We start from the raw sequence: 20833 nt of genomic DNA, 5'->3' as shown, positions 1-20833 counted from the left end.
TAAAAAATGTTAGATACCTTAAATAAATTTAAAAATCTTAAAGAGAGTGAGGAGTTATTGTTAGCCTATCAGGGAAATATTACTGATAGCCTAACTAATAACTTATTAACCTTGGCTGAAAATAAATTGGCAATGGTTGAGTATAATTCACGCACTAAAAAGAAGGTTTTTAATATTTTAGTAGAGGTACTTCAAAACATTTATCATAATGAGGGAGAATTAAAAAATGCAGATGAAAAATTCCATGAGATATTAATTATGGTAGTAAAAGGACCTACCACTTATGAAATTACATCTGGAAATTACATCCAGCAATCTATTTCAGATCCCCTTAAAAAACGTATTCAGGAAATTAATCAGCTCTCGAACGATGAATTGAGGGAAAAATATCGTAATAGATTGGATGAAGGAGTCTTTTCTGATAAAGGAAGGGCTGGCCTTGGTATAATGGATATGGTGAGAAAATCTGGTCAACCCTTAGAATATGGTTTTCAATCCATCAATAATGATTATTCTTATTTTAGTTTACAAGTAAACATTAAACATTAAGGAAAAAACTATGGATGCATATTTTTTAGAGGCTACACCCAAAACCCCAAAACTTGACTTTAATCCCGATGCGGATACATTTTTAATATCGGGAAGATCTATTCCTGAGAATTCTATCGAGTTTTATAGACCGTTGCTCGATTGGTTAGATAATTATGTTCAAAATCCGCTTGATTCTACTAATTTTGAAGTTAAATTGGAATACTTCAATACAAGTTCATCTAAGTGCTTAGTAGAGATCTTTAGAAAATTAGAAAAAATTAAAGAAGCTGGAAAAGATATAGCCATTGATTGGTATTACGAAGAAGAAGATGAGGATATGGAAGAATCTGGAGAGGACTTTAAACAGATAATTAAGGTGCCCTTTAAAATGGTCGAGATTAAAGCTTAATATATGTCAAAAAACTTTACCCAATCAGATGTATTTCAGACAGAAGTTGATTTTCTGAATGAGGTTCGTGCTTTAGCAGAGGATGATAATATTCCTACTGAGAAGGTAAAGGAAAACTATAAGCTTCTATGTGAAAAGTATGATCGCTTAATAGGAGAGGCAAAACTTTTAACATCGGTTAGCGACCGATTACATTCTAAGCTTAATGAAGCTAATGAGAAGCTTAAAAAGCAGTCTGATGAGATCAACAAGATTAATGATGACCTTAAAGTAAATAATCAATTATTACAGGATACAATAGATCAGTTAGTTAAAGCCAAAGTAGGTAGAAAAGCATCATCCATAGTACTTTTAATTGCAATTCTATTATTTGTTTTATCTGAAGGGTTTTTAGAACCAATTGTGGAGCAAAAGGTAGGTAATCCCCAAATAGGTTTTCTATTTAAATTGGGAATTGCTGTTCTATTAAAGCCAATTGATGTAATTGTTGAACGCTATATGATGAGGAGAGCATTAAAGCAGAGAAATAATATTTAAAAGGTTGGGCAAGGTAAAAACTGTTTTTTCCTTTTCTTTGCCAACTTAGCTTCGAAATCAAAAATTATAGAAATCTCATGCGCCCCACCTGAAGCACCTCCTAAATCTGATATGGTGAAATCATAACTATATCCCACTTGAAAATCAGGGAAAAGCAATCCAAATTTAAATATAAGAGCATCTCTATCGTATAAACTTTCATTAGGAGTAGTTTTACCAAGTGGTACTCCTCTGTACCAAAGCCCTGCTGAAATAGGATCGTAATGCCAATTTATTCCCAGATCAAGCTGATCATTTATGCCTTGCCTTTTATAAACAAATGAAGGAGCAATACTCGACAGGTACTCTAACTTTGTTGATCCTCTATATAAAGGGATTCTAATTCCTCCATGGGCACTAATTTTCATTCTTAATGGATTTGAATCTCCTATTAAGGAGATTTCAGGTTGCGTTAAATGATGTAGCGCCAAACCAGCCCATAAGGATTTGCCATACAAAAGCACTCCACCAGCAAAATCAAAATATTGAATGTTTTGAATATTAGACAATTCGGAATCAAATGATATGCCTCTATTATCCAATAATTGATCTCCTAAAGTTAAGCCATTTTGATTTAACCCTGTGAAGTTATAAGCAAATTGTAGGCCAGTACTTAAAACTAACTTATCAGCAATGCCAATTCTATAGGAATATAAAAAGCTTGCATTTGTATTACCTAAGTTTCCAGATCCTGCAACATCTCGTGTTAGCATTAAGCCAAATCCACTGCTTAGATAGTCCATATTGTAATCGTAGGCTAAAGCATTGGTAACGTATGCTTTTGGTAAACTAGGCCATTGAACACGTGAGTTTAATGTGATTCTGTGCATTTTACCCAAACCTGTAAATGCAGGATTTAAATATAAGGGTGATTCATGATATTGCGAAAATTGAAAATCCTGCGCTTTAACCTGATAAGGATTAAGCAATATCGCAACCATTAAAACAATTGCAGTATATTGTATGATATGTAAATTTCTAGTTTTAAGCATTCAATATTTCATTACGCTTTTTAAAAGATAAATCTACCTAATGAGTGTAATGTCCCCCACTGTTGTTTCTCTTCTTCCATTTTCATAAACCAATTCTAAACGATATACATAGACTCCTTGAGGCATCAAAGTTCCCTGATAATAACCATCCCAACCTACGTTTTCATCATTGGATTCGAATAATAATTCTCCCCATCTATTGTAAATCTTCATATTAAAATCAGATACTCCTTCCACATAGGGTAAGAAATAATCATTCTGTAATGGGTTATCACTTCCTGTCCCAGGTCCGGCTCTACTTGGAGTAAAGGCATTAGGTACTCTTGATTCACCGCCTAATATGGTCTGCACTTGTGAAGTTAGAAAGATTGAATCAGAACATCCTGTTTCTGAATTTATTGCAATGAGTGTAATATCATAAAATCCTGTATCGGCATATGCATGAATAGGTTCAAATTCGAAAGATTCATTTCCGTCCCCAAATTTCCAAATGAATTCATCTGCACCTTCACTTAAGTTTACAAATCGTACCTCTTCAGTAGTAAAAACTCTTCTGTATTCATCAGGAATGGTAAATGAGGCCTGTGGTGTTGCATTTACAGTTATAAATTCTTCCTTTATCAATTCCGTTCTTTGTCCCGTGATATTGGTAGCAGAAAGGGTAACTGTATAGGTTCCTGGATTGGTATAGACATGAATCGGGTCTATAACCGCAGAGGCTCTCTGACCATCTCCAAAACTCCATTGATAGGTAGATGGGTCTGCGTATTCCGAGTGATTCTCAAATTTAACAACTAAAGGTAAGCAGCCTTCTTTTGGATCAGCATCAAAATCTATAATAGGAGGGATTGCTCCAATTGTGACAAGAGTTTGAAAGCTAGAGGTACATAGTCCGTTCGTAGCAGTCATTTTAATTGTAAATTCTCCAAAAGTGCCATAATCATGAGGGACGGGATCTACATCTGTTGAAGTGGTTCCATCACCAAATTCCCACAAATACTCCCATTCATTTTTGTTTGTTGTATTATTTGTAATATTTATCGTGCTCTCAGGCAATACCATATCCTGCGGGCTAACTTCAAAACTTGCTTCCAATCTAGGATAAACAAATTTAAGTGCACTTCCTGACACTGTTCCATTACAAGAATTAGGGTTATTACTATCAGTGACTGAAACTAAGGAATATGTGGTGGTAGCAGTAGGACTTACGGGTTCAAAATGTCTGTTGAAGGCGGTTGAAAAGCTGTAATTTTGGTTTCCATCCGTATAGGTTATGGTCCATGGTCCAACACCAGTTTGATCAAATATTAAATTAGTTTCTGTACCATAACAGGTCGTATCATTACCCGATATAACTGAAGTTGGTAATGGGTTAACATTAATACTAATAGGACCTCCTAAATTTTGCCCTGGACATCCTCTGCTATCGAATAATTCTACTATTCTATAAACAGTACTAGTTTCAGGGCTGACATTGATTGATTCGGAATTTTGGAAATTGTTGAACTCAATGGAATCTCCATTAGCAGTATAAGTTCCTTCAAATGGACCATCCCCTTCAAAATCAAAGTTTAAAGCAGTATTTACACCAAAGCATATTGTTGTATCACCGGATAAGGAAACCTCAGGTCTATCATAGGCAACAACAGTAGCAGTACCGGAAATATCTCCGCTACAACGAAATGGATTACTGGAATCTAGCACTTCAGTTAAAGTGTATGTAGTTGTGCCACTTTGTGGATTTACATCAAAATAATAGGTGTAAGAATCTGTTGCTGGGTCGTAGCCGCTATCTGGTTGAATGTTAGATAAAGTGTAGGTCACAGTTCCATCTGTATACCTTACGGTCCATGGAGCTGTACCAGTTAAGTTAACCCCAATTTCAGTAAAATCATTTTGACAAACATTATCTACATTTCCGAATATTTCAGCTGTAGGCTTTTGGTTTACTGTTATTTCCGCTATTCCATTTACCGTACCACTACAAATAGGACTGTTTCCATCTGTTACTGATATTAACTCATAGTTAGTATCTTGAATTGGACTTACTGCTTCAATGGTTACGGGATTAGAAGTGTTCAATGTATAATTTGAGCTACCATCGGTATACACCACTTCCCATGGACCAACTCCTGTTAAGTTGAAGATTAAATTTGTGTCATTTCCTTCACATATAGTAGTAGTTCCAGAAATACTTGCGGATGGAGGTGTATTTACATTTACAAAAGCATTTCCAGATAATCCGGAAGGATTACAATTAGGGTTAGCCAAATCCACAACTCCTACTAAGAAGTAATTTGTTGAGTTGTTAGGATTTATGGTTTCTATATGTCCATTTTGAATGTTTTTTAATGTATCATTTTCCTGTCCATTGTTATAAATCACATCAAAATTTGTAGAGCCTGGAGGTCCTGTTAAATCAAACCTTAAACTAGTTTCATCACCAGGACAAATCACATTTGGTCCGTTCAAGCTAAGCGTTGCACTCGGGCCAGTCAAAACATTTACAGCTAACTCACTAGGTGTACCAAAACATCCATTAGCATTTATTTCTGTAACTCTGATGTTTCCAGAAAAAACACTAAAATTCACTTCTATTTCATTTCCATTAGCATTTTGATTCGAAATAAATGCACCTAAAGGTAATTCCCATAAATAAGTTGATCCTGAAGTAAAAGGCACTGAATAGGGTACTAATTGTTCAGATGCACAAACTGTATTTGTGCCTGTTATCGTTGGACTTGTAAACTCAGGAAAAATTGTAATTTCTTGAATATTTGATGTATCGGAACAACCGCCAACTGCAGAAGAAACAATATACCTTACCTCATATATTATATCACCAGCAGTAGTATTGGTAAAAGTTTCTGTAACAGCACCATTTGGCATCGGGCTAGTGGTGAAATCAACCCAAGGATTTCCTGAATCTTTGATTCTTTTTTGATAGACATGATTTCCTGTTAAACCTGTACCTAGTGCGGTACTTGTAAAGCTAACATCCAAGGGTGAACATCCTTGATCAAGTAACTTAAAAAAGCTAGCGTCTACTCTAGGATTTAGTGTTACTATTTTACTAATCGTAACAGAGCAATTATTAGGAGTTTCAGCTGTTAAGCTTACATTATAAGTATCTGTTCCAAAAAAGGCAGCTCTATTCACAAAGGTATGACTGACTGCTGTATCTTGGTCAGTTAGTAATGTTTGCCCATCATTCCAATTCCAAATAAATTGTGTTCCTGCCGGAAATACGCTTGTAGTGAATTCAAAGTCAAAAGTATAATCCTCTTCACAAGCTGGATTGTTTGAGGTAATATCAAAATCTATTTGTGGTTCTTGATATACTCTAACGATAAAGGTACTGTCATTTGAACAATTTAATGCATTTGAGGCTGTTGCGGTTAATGTGATTTCATAATCAATAAAGGGATCTGTAGCTGTATTTATTAATGGATCTAATGTAATTCCATCTAAATGGCCTCCAGGACCGTTTGAAGGAGCAATAGTTTGTGTAATCAAGCCGCTGACTGGATTGAAGACTTCTAGGCTTAGATCAAAATTGTTCCCTGAAGGCAGGGTGGAATTCTCTATTAAATCAACGGTTAATGGGGAACAGCCCTCACTAATATTCGTCCTGAAATTTGGAGTAGGAGACTCAAATATTTCTATATCAACTGGAGTTGATAATCCAATTCTACAATTGCTGAGCAAGTTTGCAATTAAGTCAATTCTATATTGACCATCGGAAGTAAATTCGTAAGGTATAGCTGTACTAAAGTCCTCATTTCCTGTTTGATCTACACCTTCGATTGTTTCTATTAAATCGTAATCTGTAGTTACTGTATTATACTTGTAGATTTCAAATTCCCATTCGGTTCCTGCTGGAATAGTTGAGGTAGTGGTATTTTGTAAATCATAGGTAGAGGGTAAACAATCTTGAGAATTACTTGGTGTAAAGTCAATATCAACTGTAATAACATCAGCATTTGGAATGCTTGAAGTCGTAGATTCAAGGTCACTCTGACATAAAACTAGATTTTCTGTATATAATTCAACTGTAAAATCTAAATCAGGCTCAGTATTTAGAGGACGGTCATAAACTACAGTAAATTCAGCATTTGCATCATCTTGTATGGCAGATCTTAATTTTGAATTATCAGTTGAATTTACAGACCAAAAGTAATCTATGTTTTCTTGTACTGCCTTGTAAGTGTATGAAACTGAATCGCATGATATTAAAGAGTCTATCACATTAAATTCAGCTGTAGGTTTTGGGAATAATCTTACTGTTTCATTTCGGTCAGTTACACAAAAGTCGTCTGTTATCACCTGAAGATTAATGGTGAATACTTCTTGACTAACTGACGGATACACATTTTCAAAGTTGAAATTAAATCTTTCAGGTTCAGGATCAGTGGCTACCTCTATTGTAGTTTCAGTTAAGGTATCACCTATACCGTCTGTAATTGTCCAGATATATTGATCAGCGTTGAAAGTCTGAGTGTTTGCGTCCGTACGAAAATAAAATTCATAAGGTGAACAATATACAGTCAGGTTATCATAAGAATCTGCTGTTGATCCCGGTGATGGGCCAGGATCTCCTTCAAATATATCAAATCCTGCGGCTTGAGCAGGTAGTAAAGTTACAGTAAGTGGTCCTTCTCTCGTTTCACAATTATTGTCTCCAACGGCTATAAAGTATAAATCATAAGTGTAAGGTGATCCCGAATTTGGATTGGGTAGATCACCAACATTTGGATTAATTACTGCTGAATTAATTGGTGCAGGAAAAGAAGCTGGGAAAGCAGGAAATATTCCATCATTAGCATTATCTTCTGAAACAATTTCTACATAATATCGATCAACTGCAGGATCAGTTTGACCAGCAGGGGAGGTGTTGACAATTTCAATGGGAGTACCCGGACAAAGAGGCTGAGTATAATCGATACCGTTTTCAGCAAATTCAAAATTTGATATAGGGTTGTTTTTAACCACAACTGACATCGTATCCACTGGTGATACACAACCATTAGCGGTGGATACTCTTAAAGCAACATTATAAGTACCTGCGGCAGGATAAGTATAAGCATATTCACCTGCTGTAAAATCGCCTGCATTTAAGCTAGTGATGGTTTGTGTATCAAACGTGCCTTCGGGATCGGTAGTGTAATCAGTATTATCAAAATCAAATACAAATTCCCAAGTATCGATTGCATCACCATTTACAACTGTTGGGATATTAGAGAGATCTGTAAAAATGGTCATATCACCTTCACAGATTTCCGTAGCACTAAAATTAGCAATTGGATTGTCATATACAAAAACTGACTCTGTTAAATTACTAGGACAAGTAGGGGCAACAGTAGAGGTCGCAGTTAAAGTAATTTCGTATTCTCCAGGATTTCCAAATTCAAAATCTACTGTATTTCCGCTAACAGAACTCGTAATAGGAAAACTAGCTAAAGGAGGCGAAATTACTCCGGCATCAGTCGCAGCTCCTGGACCAGAAATCTGATCTACAGTCCATGAAAATCCATCTGCATTTGTGGAAATATCTGTAACTGTTGTATTTAAAGTTTCACAAGCAGATGTGTTTGATATTGTGAAATCAGCAATAGGACCATCTGATATTTCTAAATCAATAGTCTCCAAAAATACACAAGGAACTCCAATATTTCCTCGTGTTATTCTTAAGGCTACTGTTATTGGACTTCCTACAAATGAGTTATCATAAGAAGTATTCACATTATTTCCCGTATCATCAGTGTTAAATGTTATCCCATCATATGTGAAATCCCATTCAATTAAATCATCTCCAATAGTTGCACTATTATTACGGAAATTAACCGTTTCATTCGCACAAAAGCTAGCAGTTGGAGTAGCTGTCCCATCTTCCGGAAGCCAAACTCCTGCAGTTGATGGGTCTTCCACTTCCGGAGTAGGATTTGGCGCTGGAACAACTTCAATAGTTAACGTAGTTTCTTCTGGTGGATTTTCGGCTGTAGTTGCATCAGTGAAATCAGGTGTGCCTGGAATATCTGGATCATCAAATGGATTACATACATTCCACGCTCTTAGAGTGATCTCAAATGTTTGACCAACCAATGTATTTGTTCCGTCTATTGTGATAGTACCAGTAGGATCCATGTCAAGATCAGCAGCAACTTCGTTTATTCCAGGATCTACTTGTACAATTTCCCCAAAATCCGGATTTGTATAACCACCTGGGAAAACATTAAAATCTTCATTTGGAATATTGATACCTGAAATATTTACATCAGGTATAGGATTAGCACCGTCAGTATTATATACCCATTGAAACCATCTTGTGCCATTGTTATTAGATAAAGGGCAATTGTAAATACTTTGATTTTCTAGTGGATTTATCACTACATCTTGTCCTTCGCATATAGTTAAAAGAGGAGCTTCTTCAATATTTAAATTCCCAGGAGCAATATTATCTCTTTCCCAATAAACTGTACTAGCACTATTATCTGTACCAGGACATATTAATGCACTGGGATGAGTTTGTGGATTTTCCCCTGTATCAACAAAAACTAATTGAACAGTAATTTCAAAATCACAATTTGTTAGTCCTGCTGGATATTGATAATAAGCATATCGATCATTAGCAAACAATGGAGCTCCTGCTGGTGCTACAGGAGGAGTATTATCAATATAATAGTCACCAAATTCTAATATTGTAGGATAGTAATTTTCAGTTCCATCTCCCCAATTAACCAAAATATATACATCTGTAGCAGGTGGTAGATCTACAGAAGAGTATCTTTTCCCTATCCATACCTCTTTTTCTCCACCACAAAATTTATTTTCAATGGGATCAAATCCTCCAACTCCACTGGTGGCTCCGCATTGTGAGAAAACTTCATGGGTTCCACAAAAAATAAGAACTAAGGAAAATAATCCAATTCTTAAAAATTTGTATGTACAAGCCATTCTAACCATTATACAAACTTAATGAATTAAGTTAGTCTGTAAAAAATTTATTTTTATCGAACAATACATAGTAAATGTCGAAATAAGTATGTAAATATTAATACTAAATATTTGATTAATAATAAATAACAAGGGCTTTCGCTAAAATAAGTGTCGAAAAGTAATTCTAATTGAATATAAACTTACAAGTGGTATCGTTATTGAAAGTAACATTAATCAAATTAGGATTGAATTTTAAATGATTCAATAAAACCTGATAAGATGATTAAACAATTCATTGAAATTAATTTAGACTATTTTATAAATATTATATTTGCCGCATGAGAAACATTTTAGTTTTAATATTACTATCTATAACTGCAGTGTCTTGCCTTCCTGAAGAACCCAATTTTGAGAGTTTTAGAAAAGTTGAAGTGGAAAGATTATTATCTAATTATGATAGCAAAAGATGGGTGTTAAACTCCAGAAGTACAAATAATGAACAGTTGAATCTAACTAATTGTGAAACGCCCCGACAATTAATTTTTAGATATACATCCTCTGGAAATGATAAAGATTCTCTACTTTATATTAATCCTTCAAATGAATGTACCTCAACTAATGATACTTTAAAAGGTTATTGGTATGTTCCTGCTACTTTAAAGGCCGAAACTCCTACTGATACAGTAGTTTTTGTTTGGAATGAGATTGATACTGGATATTTTAAATTAAATTCTATTAATCCAGAAGAATTTGAAATAAGCTCTTTCTTTAAAGAAGATAGTTTATACGAAAACTTTATACATTTTCCTCTTACTCAAGATGAAGAAGAAAATTCAGATCAATAGTTTTATATATATTCCTTACCAATTAATTACTTGCATATAAATTGGGAAACCAAGCGTAATATTAAATGGAAAGGTAATGGCTAATGCCATGGGTAAATATAAACTTGGATTCGCTTCCGGTGCAGCTATCTTCATAGCTGCTGGAACTGCAATATAAGATGCACTAGCAGCAAGAATTGACAATAAGAATCGATCGCCCACTTCTGTAGTAATAAATCCACTTATCCAGGCAATTAGGCAACCGTTGATGATAGGGATTATAATTGAAAAGGCTAAAACAAAAGGGCCGTGTTTAAATAGTTTACCTATTTTTCTACCACTGCTAATTCCCATATCTAATAAAAAGATAGCTAAGAAACCTTTAAAAATATCAGTTGTAAAAGGTTCAATCCCTTTTGCTTGTGCATCAGATGCTATCCAACCCGCTACCAAACTTCCAAGAATCAGTAATACACTTCCATTTGTAAATGCATGCTGAAAAATTTCTTTAGGCGTTAATCTATTTTGCTGATCTTCTTTAAAAAAGTTTAATAATAATACACCTACCATAATGGCTGGTGCTTCTAACATAGCCATTATGGCCACCATATGGCCACCAAAAGATATTTCTTGCAACTCCAAAAAGCTTATAGCGGTAATGAAAGTTACCGCACTAATAGATCCATAGGAGGCAGCAATTGCAGCAGCATTTGATGTGCCAAGTCTGGGTTTTATTATAAAGAATGTATAAAGGGGAATTAATATGGATGTTCCAATTGCCAGAACTATTGACCATAAAATAGACATTTCAAATTGTGCATGAGCCAATTCATGACCGCCTTTGAAACCAATAGAAAATAGTAAATATAATGAGATAAATTGAGAAGATGTTCCGGGGATTTCTAAATCGCTTTTTAATAGAACAGCTAAAATTCCTAACAGGAAAAATAATAATGCAGGATTGGTTAAATTTTCTAAAAGTAAGTCTACGTTCATCTCAAATCATTCATTTATATAAATATATAATTCCAATTTATGAAAGCTGTTTTTTAATTAAAACAATTTTCAAATATAGTGGAGTGAATCGGAACTATATCAAGCTTTATCATTAAATTGCATTAATGTTTATGTTTCATTTCATAATTGTTTTTTATGAATTATACACTCCATCAATTACAGATTTTTCATAAAATAGTAGAATTAGGTAGTATTACGAAAGCTTCTGAGGCATTGCATTTAACTCAGCCTGCTGTTTCAATACAACTTAAAAATCTTCAATCACAATTTGATAAACCACTTTTAGAAATTATTGGACGTAAAGTATATATAACTGATTTTGGAAATGAAATTGCAAATAATATAGAATCTATAGTTGCTGAATTGGATCAGATAGAGAAGAAAAGATTTTCTAGTGCTGATAAATTAAGTGGTAAATTAAAATTATCGATTGTTTCCACAGCTGAATACATCATGCCTCACTTTTTAACTGATTTTATTAAAAAGTATCCGGAAATTCAATTAAGTATGGAAGTTACTAATAAGCAATCGGTAATTGAGTCATTAGAAAATAATAAAGTTGATTTTTCAATGGTATCAGTACTGCCAGATATGGCTATTAATCATATGGAATTAATGAAAAATGAGCTCTATTTAGTGGGGCCTGCAAATTCTGAACTAAACAAAAATAAATATGATGTAGACATTTTTAGAGAACTTCCTTTGATATACAGAGAGGAAGGATCAGGTACTCGATATACCATGGAATCATTTATTAAAAAGAATAAGATTCCAGCTCGAATGAATTTAAAATTAGCTACTAATGAAGCAGTAAAACAAGCAGTAATTGCTGGCTTAGGATATTCGATTCTTCCGCTTATTGGAATTAAGAATGAATTGAAAAATAGAGATTTAAAAATTATTCCGGTTAAGAATTTCCCAATTCATTCCACCTGGCATTTAATATGGCTTAAGGAAAAGAGATTTTCACCAGTAGCTCAGGCTTATTTGGATTTCATTAAAAAGGAAATTCCACATATTATAGAAGCTAAATTCCAAAGTTAATTCTTAGTTAAGTTTAGTTAGTTTTTTAGCAATTTCTACTAAATCTAAATTCTGTATAGTTTCCAAAATATTATCTGCTTGCTCAATTTCCGCAGGTAACCATTTTTCTGCAGTATGACCTATAAATTCTAAATTAATAGGATTGAATTCATTTTGAGGTTTAGAATTATAGGTTTGAGCAAAATATTCAAAAGCATCCGTTGTTACTAAAATATCATCAAAATTTACTTGAAGGGCTTTGATAATGGCTAATCTTTTACCAAACTCATCAGCTTCTTCCTCTAATTCTATTCTTTGAAGATTGATATTTCCTATATTTAATTGTTGGTAAACTAAGAATTCATCATCCTCATATTCCCAAATGACAGTTTTTTGATTTTTAATGAGGGGTTTAAGATCTTTTGGGTTTAAAGGAGCAGCCAGGAATATTTTACCTAAACCACTTCTAGCATCCATATTAGCCACAGTCAACCAACTTTCATCGGCCAACTCATCTTTATGACCAATAACGGCAATGCTTCCATTTGATAACATAAATTGGGCATTATTACCTCTTTTGGCAGAAGCTATTCTATCTGGAAATGCCATTGCTAATAAATAACCTGTGGCATAAGAATCCGCTTTATCATTATTAGCTTCTCTCTCAAAAAGTGCTCTGTAGGATTGAGCTATCTTTTCAATCTTTTTAAAATTTCTACTTAGTCTATTTTCCTTTCTTAATAGCCTCATTGTATCTATTCTTTCAGTTAAATCGGTGCCTGTTTTCTTATACAATGGATCTTTTTCTTCTAGAATAGAGGCTATATCTATCGCTAAGTCTAAATTGTCTTCAGCTTTTAAAAGCATATGCCCTAAGCGAGGATGGCATGGAAGCTGATGCATTTTTTTACCTAATTCACTAATATTTTTATCAGCATTTAGTGCTTCCAAATCCATTAATAAATATTCAGCCTGAATCAATTTATCAATAGGGGGTTGGGTTATCCAAAATAATTGTTCACTATTTTTTATATTTCTTGAGGCTAAATCAAGTCTAAGATTTGCTAAATCAGCATGAAGGATCTCTGCAACTCTATGCTTTTTCTTACTATTTTGAGATGCCTCAGACCACATTCTATAACACTTTCCCGGGGCAACTCTACCAGCTCTTCCAGCTCTTTGTGTGGCTTCATCTTTAGAAATTTGCTGAGTCTTCAAACTATTTAAAGCTGTATTAGGGTCAAATACTGAATTCTTTTTTAAACCTGAGTCAATTACTATTTTAATACCCTCAATGGTTAAACTTGTCTCAGCGATGGAAGTAGCTAATACAACTTTTCTTTTACCCTCCGGATGTGGCTGAATAGCAGCCCACTGTTTATTCCATGCTAATTGACCATATAATGGAAATATACTGGCTTTAATTCTTGCTCTTTTAAGTATATCCTGCGTAGTTAATATTTCACCTTGTCCTGGAAGAAAGACTAAAATATCTCCTTCATCTTGCTTGATTGCATACTCAATGTATTTAGCTGTTAACTCAGCTAATAAACTTGAATCAGAATCTCCTAAATACTCTATATCAACTGGATACTGCCTTCCTTTACTAATAATTACTTCAGCCTTTAAAGCTTCAGAAAGCATTTCATAGTCCAAGGTTGCTGACATTATGATAAGCTTTAAGTCTTTTCTAAATTGTTGTTGGGTAAATCTAGCTAATGCTAAGGCTACGTCAGCATGGATACTTCTTTCATGAAACTCATCAAATATTAGAATTGCGGTTTCTTTCAAATGAGGATCAGAATCCATCATTTTATTTAGGATTCCTTCCGTCACAACTTCAATCTGAGTATTTTGAGAAATGCGGGTTTCAAATCTTATCCTATATCCAACGGTATTACCTACCTCTTCACCTAATAGTTGAGCCATCCGATGAGCTATGGATTTTGCAGCTAATCTGCGTGGCTCAAGCATAATAATTTTTTGACCTTTTGTAGTAATGTGATTAAGAAGCGCGAGAGGAATAATGGTACTCTTTCCAGCTCCTGCTTCAGCATTTACTATAAGGTTTTGAGAATTTTCTACTTTATTTAGTAGCTCAGGAATGATTTCCTTTATGGGTAGGTCTATAGAATTCAAATTGAACTTATGCATTGTGCAAAGTTAAATGGCTAGAACGGATTATACCTTAATTATCTAAAAAATAGTGGGCGAGAATTGGTATGATAAAAAAGCCTGCTCTTATTAAAAGAGCAGGCTTTGATTAATTAAAAGGTTTGTCCATCGTTTCCTCCTGATTTTTGATCATCATTGGAAATTCTACTTCTTTTTTGTCTTGCTTTATAATCCAGCTGACCGAAACGATAGCTGAAATTTATTCCAAACGATCTAAAAGGAATCGCAAAAACATTTCTTTGATAAAAATCACTATTTGGGTCGCCTAATTCACTTTTAAAAGGTTTTCTTGCTTTAAAAGGTTCAACAATAGATAAACCTATACTTCCTCTTTCATCCCAGATTTTCTTTTTAATACCCATTCCAAATATCGAAAAGGCAGGGTTATATCCTTGAAGGGTTTGTCTTCTTGGCCTGGCAAAGCCAAATGCATCTATTAGCCAATCTTTTGGTAGGTCGATATTTGAGCTTAAGTTACCACTGAATAACCATGCATTATTACTCACTTCTTCGCCTTGTATGATACCATCCGCCATAAAGTAATTGGCATTTAAGCCTCCCCTTATGGTCCAGATTTTGAATAATTTAGTTGAAATAAAGAGATTTGATCCCACATTCTGTTGTGTCCCTACGTTTTCGAAAGTAGTTACTGTAGCATCTCTTGCTGGATCTTCAAAAATAACAGATTGAATTACTTCACTAATGTCATTATAGAAAGCTGAAATATTGATTGAAGTTCCTTTTATAAATGAACTAAATCCTAACTCATAATTGTCTGATAATTCTGGATTTAGGGTAGGATTACCAAAGCTTATATTTCTAATATTTCCTATTTCTTCGTAAGGGTTTACATTTCTTAAACTTGGTCTTTGAATCCTTCTATTGTAGGAGAGTTTTAAAGAACTGAATTTTCCGAACTTTTGACTTACAATTACACTTGGCAGCCAGTTTTCGTAAGATATTTCTTCAAAATTTCTTTCTGTAGCTTCTTCGAAACTACCTTGTAAACCCGTGTATTCATATCTTACTCCGGCTATTAAACCTAATTTCTTGGTGATATTACTTTGGGTAGAAACATAGCCTGCTAATACATCCTGATTATAATAGAATATATCTGTTCTGTTATCAACTACTTGATATTCAGAAGAACCTTCTGGCTTGAATTCATAAGTGAAATCACTGTCAATATCTCTTAGTATTGATTTGAATCCTGTTTCTAATTTAAATTCTTCTCCGAAAGGATGAGTATAATCTATTTGAATGGTGTTTTCTCGATTGTTTCCATCATTGATGTTGTTTGCTACTTCGTAATTCAACGGAGTATTTTGGTCAATTTCAAATACCTGATCTCTTATGTTACCATCAATTTTGTAAGAAGCAGAAAGTTCTCTTCCTTCCTGATTAGGGAATTTCATAACATAATCAAAAGACCACTCGTAACCCCAGTTTTGTGAGTTATTTTTTTGGAATCTATCAAAAGAAGATTCATTACCTCCTAAATTTTGAGAAACGGTGTTTACACCAGAAGAATTACTATTAAAGCCTCTCAATCTTAAGCTAGTTGATAAACTATGATAGGCATTGAAATCATAAAAAGCACCCATATTACCGAAATATCCTAATCGGTTACTTAAGTTTCTACCGTTCTGCTCTCTTATATTGGTTACTCCATTTACGACTGTTTTTTGGTAAAAGTCAGTAGTAGCATATTGTGGCCATGAGTAAAATGAACTTCCATTTGCATTAAAGCCCAATCTACCTTTTCCAGCATTAATTCCTACAACACCTCTATTAATTCGCGTTCCAGCTGTTAAATCTACATTTCCAGCAAATCCTTGTGGGGTTTGTTTTTTAGTGATAATGTTAATAATACCAGCTGTACCTTCACCATCATATTTTGCAGAAGGGGAAGTGATTACTTCAACGCTTTTGATTTGATCTGAAGGAATCATTCTCAGAGCATCTCCTGTATTGGCACCAAACATACTGCTAGGCTTTCCATTGATCAATATTTGAACATTTGAATTTCCTCTTAAAGAAACATTTCCGTCTTGATCTACAGTTAAGAGAGGAGCTCTTCTTAATACATCAGATGCATCTCCACCCATATTGGCGACATCTTGGTCAGCATTATAAACAATTCTATCTATTTTATTTTCAATGGTTTCTCTTTGTCCTGAAACCACTACTTCTTCTAATTGATCTGTATCAGTTTGAAGGTTGATGTCATTAAACTCAAAGTCAGGTTCTTTGGGAGTTAGTTCTACTTCCTGAGAAAATTTTTGATAACCTACGAAGGAAACTTCAACTATATATTTCCCCAGTTTTAAACCAACGATTTTAAATGTACCATCATCGCCTGTCACAACTCCATTTATTGTTTCTCCATTTTGAGGTGATTTTACAACTACTGTAGCGTAAGATACGGCTTCTGATGTTTTGGCATCTTTGATTGTTCCTGTAATTTTACCTGTAATCTGAGAATTACTTCCGCCTCCCCAGTTTCCTCTCTGCTGAGCCCATGACAGGCTGCTAAAAAGTAATAAAAATAATAGTATTCTATATTTCATAATTTTCTTAATTGCTACAAAATTAGACAGTTTTTAACCTTTATTGTTTTTTATTATACACTGATGGTAAAACTTCTGTCTTTACTCTCGCTTTAAAATGATGAAAGGAATATCAACTCATTTACATTGCTGATGGATTCAATACAATCTTTTTACTATGCGTAATTAAATAACTCATACACACAATTGCAGTCATTAAATCAGCAATTGGAAAAGCAATCCAAATTCCGTTTAATTGGTAAAAATTTGGCAAAAATAATAACAAAGGAATAAGGAAGAAACCTTGCTTCGTTAAAGTGAGTAACAATGCTGGTAAAGCTTTCCCTAGGGCTTGAAAGTAAGCCGCACTAATCAGTTGAAAAGCAATTAAAGGTGTCATTAAAAATGTAATCCTTAAGGCAGGTACAGTTTTTTCAATCAATTCAGTATTATCTGTAAATATGGATACTATTTGAGGAGTAAAAATTAGAATACCAGCATAGATAACAGAAGACAATAATGTTGCTGAAATAATAGCGTTTCGCAATGTTAAGCTGACCCGTTTAAAATATTCAGCCCCATAGTTATAACCAATAATAGGCATAGAACCTTGTGTAATACCAATTGCAGGAACATTTACTAGCATCATCATTCTATTAATTATACCATAAACTGCAATTGCATTTTCTCCGCCATATTTAAATAAAGAATTATTTAACACTAGGAATAACAAACTAACTACTCCTTGTCTGGCAATTGTAACGGCGCCAATAGAAAATATTTCGCCTGTTAATTTGAAATCTAGTAGAAAATCCGTTTTGGATAATTTAAACCCTGTACTTCCTTTTAAGAAGTAATAAGCAGCATAGGAAGCACTAAATAGATATGAAAAGGTAGTTGCCCAAGCAGCACCTTTTATTCCCCAATCCAAAACGGCTATAAAGATAGGGTCTAATATAACGTTTACTATTGCAGGTACAATCATGACTACCATCGCAACTTTTGGATATCCAACTGCACGAAATATGCTATTTGACATCATAGCAAATGCAAGAACAGGAATTCCTAGTAGTAAAATGGTAAAGTAATCAATGGTAGGTTGAAGAATATCACCTTTTGCGCCAAAGACCATTAAAATAGGTTCAATAAAAAGCCAACAACTTATGCTAAAAAATATACCTAGTATAAAAGTTAAGGTTAGCTGGTTCCCAAAGGTTTTATTAGCTTTTTCTGGTTTTCCTGATCCTAATGCTCGAGAGATGATGGAAGACCCACCAATACCAATTCCCATTCCAATTGATGAAATAAGGAAAGTAATAGGAATCACTACAGTAATTGCAGCTATACCTACCGAACCTACAAAATTCCCAACGAATATAGTATCCACTATACCGTAAATCGATAAGGTAAGAATTCCTATAGCAGATGGTATTGCTTGTTTTCTTAATAAGTAATTGATTGGCTTAGTACCAAATTCATCAGATGTAGTCATATAAAGCTTCTATGCAAAAGATGTAACTACATTAATTGTTAAAGGTTGTGAATCTTTGTACTAAATTTAATAATACAATTATAGTCCACATTGCAGTTCTGTTCCAATTTACTTGCACAAGTTTTTTTGCTGATTCAGCTACTTCCTGATTAGATTCTATAAGGTTATGTAAAGGTACAGCTTGAAAAAAAGTACTGGCCCAGAGCATAACTACCAAGACAGATTGAGTAATTAGGATCCAGTTACTATTGCTGTAGGTTAAGTATAGAGTAAGGATTATTTGAACTAACATTAAAGGCATCACAATTATGGTGATCATTTGAGTATATTTTGGATGCCATGCTAATAAATTAGATTTTTCCATCATAGTAAAGGAAGGATAGACAATCAATTGTACTATCCATATTAAGACGAATAAACCAAAATCTGAAAGTTCTTTTATATAAGATGTCATAAATTAAAGATTGAATTCATGAAGACTAAAAACCGCATGTAAATGTTTTAAAGTTAATATTTTGCATATATTAATTTAATTAACCGATTGAATATCGGAAATATTATGTGGTACTTTTGATATATAAATATTAAACAAAAATGATAGGTTAAGGTTTTTTCATCATGATAAATTCATCCTTACATTACGAAGTCCATTTGAACCATTCAGCCCATGAATGGGTAGTTTTTATTCATGGTGCTGGGGGAAATACTTCAACTTGGAAGTATCAAGTTGAATCTTTTAAACCACTTTATAATCTTTTAATAATTGACTTAAGAGATCATGGTCGATCTAAAAACATTATGCCTGAAAAGGATAATTACACATTTGATATCATAACAGATGATATCAAAAAGGTATTAGATATTAATGGTATTGAAAAGGCGCATTTTGTAACTCTAAGTTTCGGTAGTGTTATTATGCAGGATATTAGCATAAAATACCCAAATATGGTGGCTAGCGCAATATTTGCTGGAGGAATTTTTAAAGCAAATTTACTTATAAAATCATTTGTGCAACTCGCTCGTTTTTTCAATTTGTTTCTTTCTTATTTCGTAATGTATAGTGTGTTTTCTTATTTACTAATGCCCTACCGTAAGCACCAAAAATCGAGGAAAATCTATCAAAAACAAGCAAATAAGTTAAGCTCAAAAGAATATATGAAGTGGGTAGGACTGTATAATGAGTTCTTTCGCTTACTTAATCGATTTTACAACCAAAAAATCAACTTTCCAGCCTTAGCTATTATGGGCAAACAAGATTATGTGTTTCTTAAATCAGCCCAAAAATTTGCCAAAAAACATAAAAATGTAATAATTACAGAGGTGAAAGGAGCAGGGCATATATGCAATATCGATCAATATGATATTTTCAATGAATTGGCCTTATATTTCATTCATGAGCATAAATATCAGATTGAAGATACTCGCCCTGATTTCCAAGCCCAAAGAAGTAAAGCGGGGTGAATCGCTATTAATCTAGTCCAACCTATCCATTCAGGCACACATAAACCACCTTCAATACAAGAGCCTATTTGAATAAAATAAATATGTGAAGGTATAAATGCTAATAGCATTAAGATGGTCAGAAAAGATGCTATTTTACGAGTCGGGTTAAGAAGTAATCCTATTGCTAAAGCAATTTCTATTAATCCACTAATTAAATTAACTTCTTTTTTTAGTGTTAAATAATCAGGAATTAAGGGTATATAAAATTCAGGATTTATGAAATGATTTAAACCGGCAATAAAATAGAAAATGAATATAAGGTAAACCGACCCTTTAGATTCAAGTAAGTTTCCAATTTGTTTTAACATGAACATCTTTTAAAATTAAGAAGAAAGGAATCCACCAAATGAAGTCATTGGTAAACAAGGTGTAAATAAACTCAAAAGGAACTATACCTTGTAAATAATTGAATATAAAACCTAAAGGACCGAATATTTTACCTAAAAAACCTACCATCACAATAGGCCAATGTCTTGATGCATTGTAAGAGGCCCACCAATATCCTAATCCGTAAACACCAATCACCATTCCCATGCCTTGCCACACCATAGGATGATTTATTTTTTCCATGCCCACTAATTCAAAAAACTGCTGAGGGAATAAGACTACCCATGCACCCCATAAAACATTGTAAACAGCTGCAATTTTTAATGTGTAATTGTGAAATTTATTATTCATGCACACAAAACCTATTTAAAGGTGAAATGTTAAGATTTTTATGCATTTTTATAATGCTAATCTATATAAGTTTTTTTAATTCCATTCGTTCAAACTATATTTACAACGAATTAATGCGGATATTTTTA

The 20833-nt window shown here is 33.7% G+C and carries 15 protein-coding genes; 6 read left to right on the top strand and 9 right to left on the bottom strand.

Annotated elements, in window-relative coordinates; all coding sequences use genetic code 11:
• Positions 1-6 precede the first annotated feature (6 nt).
• Genes QYS47_RS10830 through QYS47_RS10820 form a run of 3 tightly spaced genes read left to right on the top strand, consistent with a single transcriptional unit; the run spans position 7 to position 1477 of the window.
• Entirely contained in the window at positions 7-549 is a 543-nt protein-coding gene (locus tag QYS47_RS10830) for a SiaB family protein kinase (RefSeq protein ID WP_322346082.1), read from the top strand.
• 10 nt (positions 550-559) lie between these two features.
• Positions 560-940 carry a DUF1987 domain-containing protein gene (locus QYS47_RS10825; protein WP_302124951.1) on the top strand — a complete coding sequence of 127 codons (381 nt, stop codon included), beginning with the start codon at positions 560-562 and terminating at the stop codon, positions 938-940.
• Between the two features lie 3 nt (positions 941-943).
• Positions 944-1477, top strand: coding sequence for a hypothetical protein (locus QYS47_RS10820; RefSeq protein WP_308356575.1), 534 nt, complete (start codon positions 944-946; stop codon positions 1475-1477).
• On the opposite strand, the gene QYS47_RS10815 is transcribed toward QYS47_RS10820, so the two are convergent.
• Both QYS47_RS10815 and QYS47_RS10810 read right to left on the bottom strand, forming a co-directional pair.
• Positions 1474-2508, bottom strand: coding sequence for a PorP/SprF family type IX secretion system membrane protein (locus QYS47_RS10815; protein WP_308356576.1), 1035 nt, complete (start codon positions 2506-2508; stop codon positions 1474-1476). The two genes, QYS47_RS10820 and QYS47_RS10815, sit on opposite strands and share 4 nt — an antisense overlap.
• A 33-nt stretch (positions 2509-2541) precedes the next feature.
• A complete protein-coding gene (locus QYS47_RS10810; RefSeq protein WP_322346078.1) occupies positions 2542-9462 on the bottom strand; it encodes a PKD domain-containing protein in 6921 nt (2306 codons plus the stop codon).
• A 320-nt stretch (positions 9463-9782) separates the two neighbouring features.
• On the opposite strand from QYS47_RS10810, the gene QYS47_RS10805 reads away from it, so the two are divergent.
• Positions 9783-10289 (top strand): hypothetical protein, encoded by a 507-nt coding sequence (locus tag QYS47_RS10805; RefSeq protein ID WP_308356578.1) that lies wholly within the window; start codon positions 9783-9785, stop codon positions 10287-10289.
• A gap of 15 nt (positions 10290-10304) precedes the next feature.
• Here QYS47_RS10805 and QYS47_RS10800 read toward each other — a convergent pair whose 3' ends face one another.
• The gene (locus tag QYS47_RS10800) at positions 10305-11264 is read right to left on the bottom strand and encodes a sodium-dependent bicarbonate transport family permease (protein ID WP_322346076.1); all 960 of its coding nucleotides are present in this window, start codon (positions 11262-11264) and stop codon (positions 10305-10307) included.
• 156 nt (positions 11265-11420) lie between these two features.
• Between QYS47_RS10800 and QYS47_RS10795 the strand changes: the two genes are divergently transcribed.
• The gene (locus QYS47_RS10795; protein ID WP_322346074.1) at positions 11421-12329 is read left to right on the top strand and encodes a LysR family transcriptional regulator; all 909 of its coding nucleotides are present in this window, start codon (positions 11421-11423) and stop codon (positions 12327-12329) included.
• Positions 12330-12332: 3 nt separating this feature from the next.
• Here QYS47_RS10795 and hrpB read toward each other — a convergent pair whose 3' ends face one another.
• From hrpB to QYS47_RS10775, 4 genes are all read right to left on the bottom strand, one after another.
• Complete coding sequence (gene hrpB, locus QYS47_RS10790) at positions 12333-14462, bottom strand: ATP-dependent helicase HrpB (RefSeq protein ID WP_322346073.1); 2130 nt, start codon at positions 14460-14462, stop codon at positions 12333-12335.
• Between the two features lie 113 nt (positions 14463-14575).
• Positions 14576-17053 carry a TonB-dependent receptor domain-containing protein gene (locus tag QYS47_RS10785; protein ID WP_322346071.1) on the bottom strand — a complete coding sequence of 826 codons (2478 nt, stop codon included), beginning with the start codon at positions 17051-17053 and terminating at the stop codon, positions 14576-14578.
• A 121-nt stretch (positions 17054-17174) separates the two neighbouring features.
• Positions 17175-18524, bottom strand: coding sequence for an MATE family efflux transporter (locus tag QYS47_RS10780; protein ID WP_322346068.1), 1350 nt, complete (start codon positions 18522-18524; stop codon positions 17175-17177).
• 31 nt (positions 18525-18555) lie between these two features.
• Positions 18556-18978 (bottom strand): hypothetical protein, encoded by a 423-nt coding sequence (locus tag QYS47_RS10775; protein ID WP_302124966.1) that lies wholly within the window; start codon positions 18976-18978, stop codon positions 18556-18558.
• 164 nt (positions 18979-19142) lie between these two features.
• Here QYS47_RS10775 and QYS47_RS10770 point away from each other — a divergent pair, with 164 nt between their 5' ends.
• Entirely contained in the window at positions 19143-19985 is an 843-nt protein-coding gene (locus QYS47_RS10770) for an alpha/beta fold hydrolase (RefSeq protein ID WP_322346066.1), read from the top strand.
• On the opposite strand, the gene QYS47_RS10765 is transcribed toward QYS47_RS10770, so the two are convergent.
• Complete coding sequence (locus tag QYS47_RS10765) at positions 19931-20335, bottom strand: DoxX family protein (RefSeq protein WP_302100874.1); 405 nt, start codon at positions 20333-20335, stop codon at positions 19931-19933. The two genes, QYS47_RS10770 and QYS47_RS10765, sit on opposite strands and share 55 nt — an antisense overlap.
• Positions 20307-20705, bottom strand: coding sequence for an alkyl hydroperoxide reductase (locus QYS47_RS10760; protein ID WP_322346064.1), 399 nt, complete (start codon positions 20703-20705; stop codon positions 20307-20309). The genes QYS47_RS10765 and QYS47_RS10760 overlap by 29 nt, the downstream gene beginning before the upstream one ends.
• Between the last annotated feature and the right edge of the window lie 128 nt (positions 20706-20833).

The sequence above is a fragment of the Marivirga arenosa genome, assembly GCF_030503875.2.
GTDB lineage: Bacteria > Bacteroidota > Bacteroidia > Cytophagales > Cyclobacteriaceae > Marivirga > Marivirga arenosa.
Note: the sequence above shows the minus strand (reverse complement) of the source record. Positions and strands in the feature narration are given on the sequence as shown.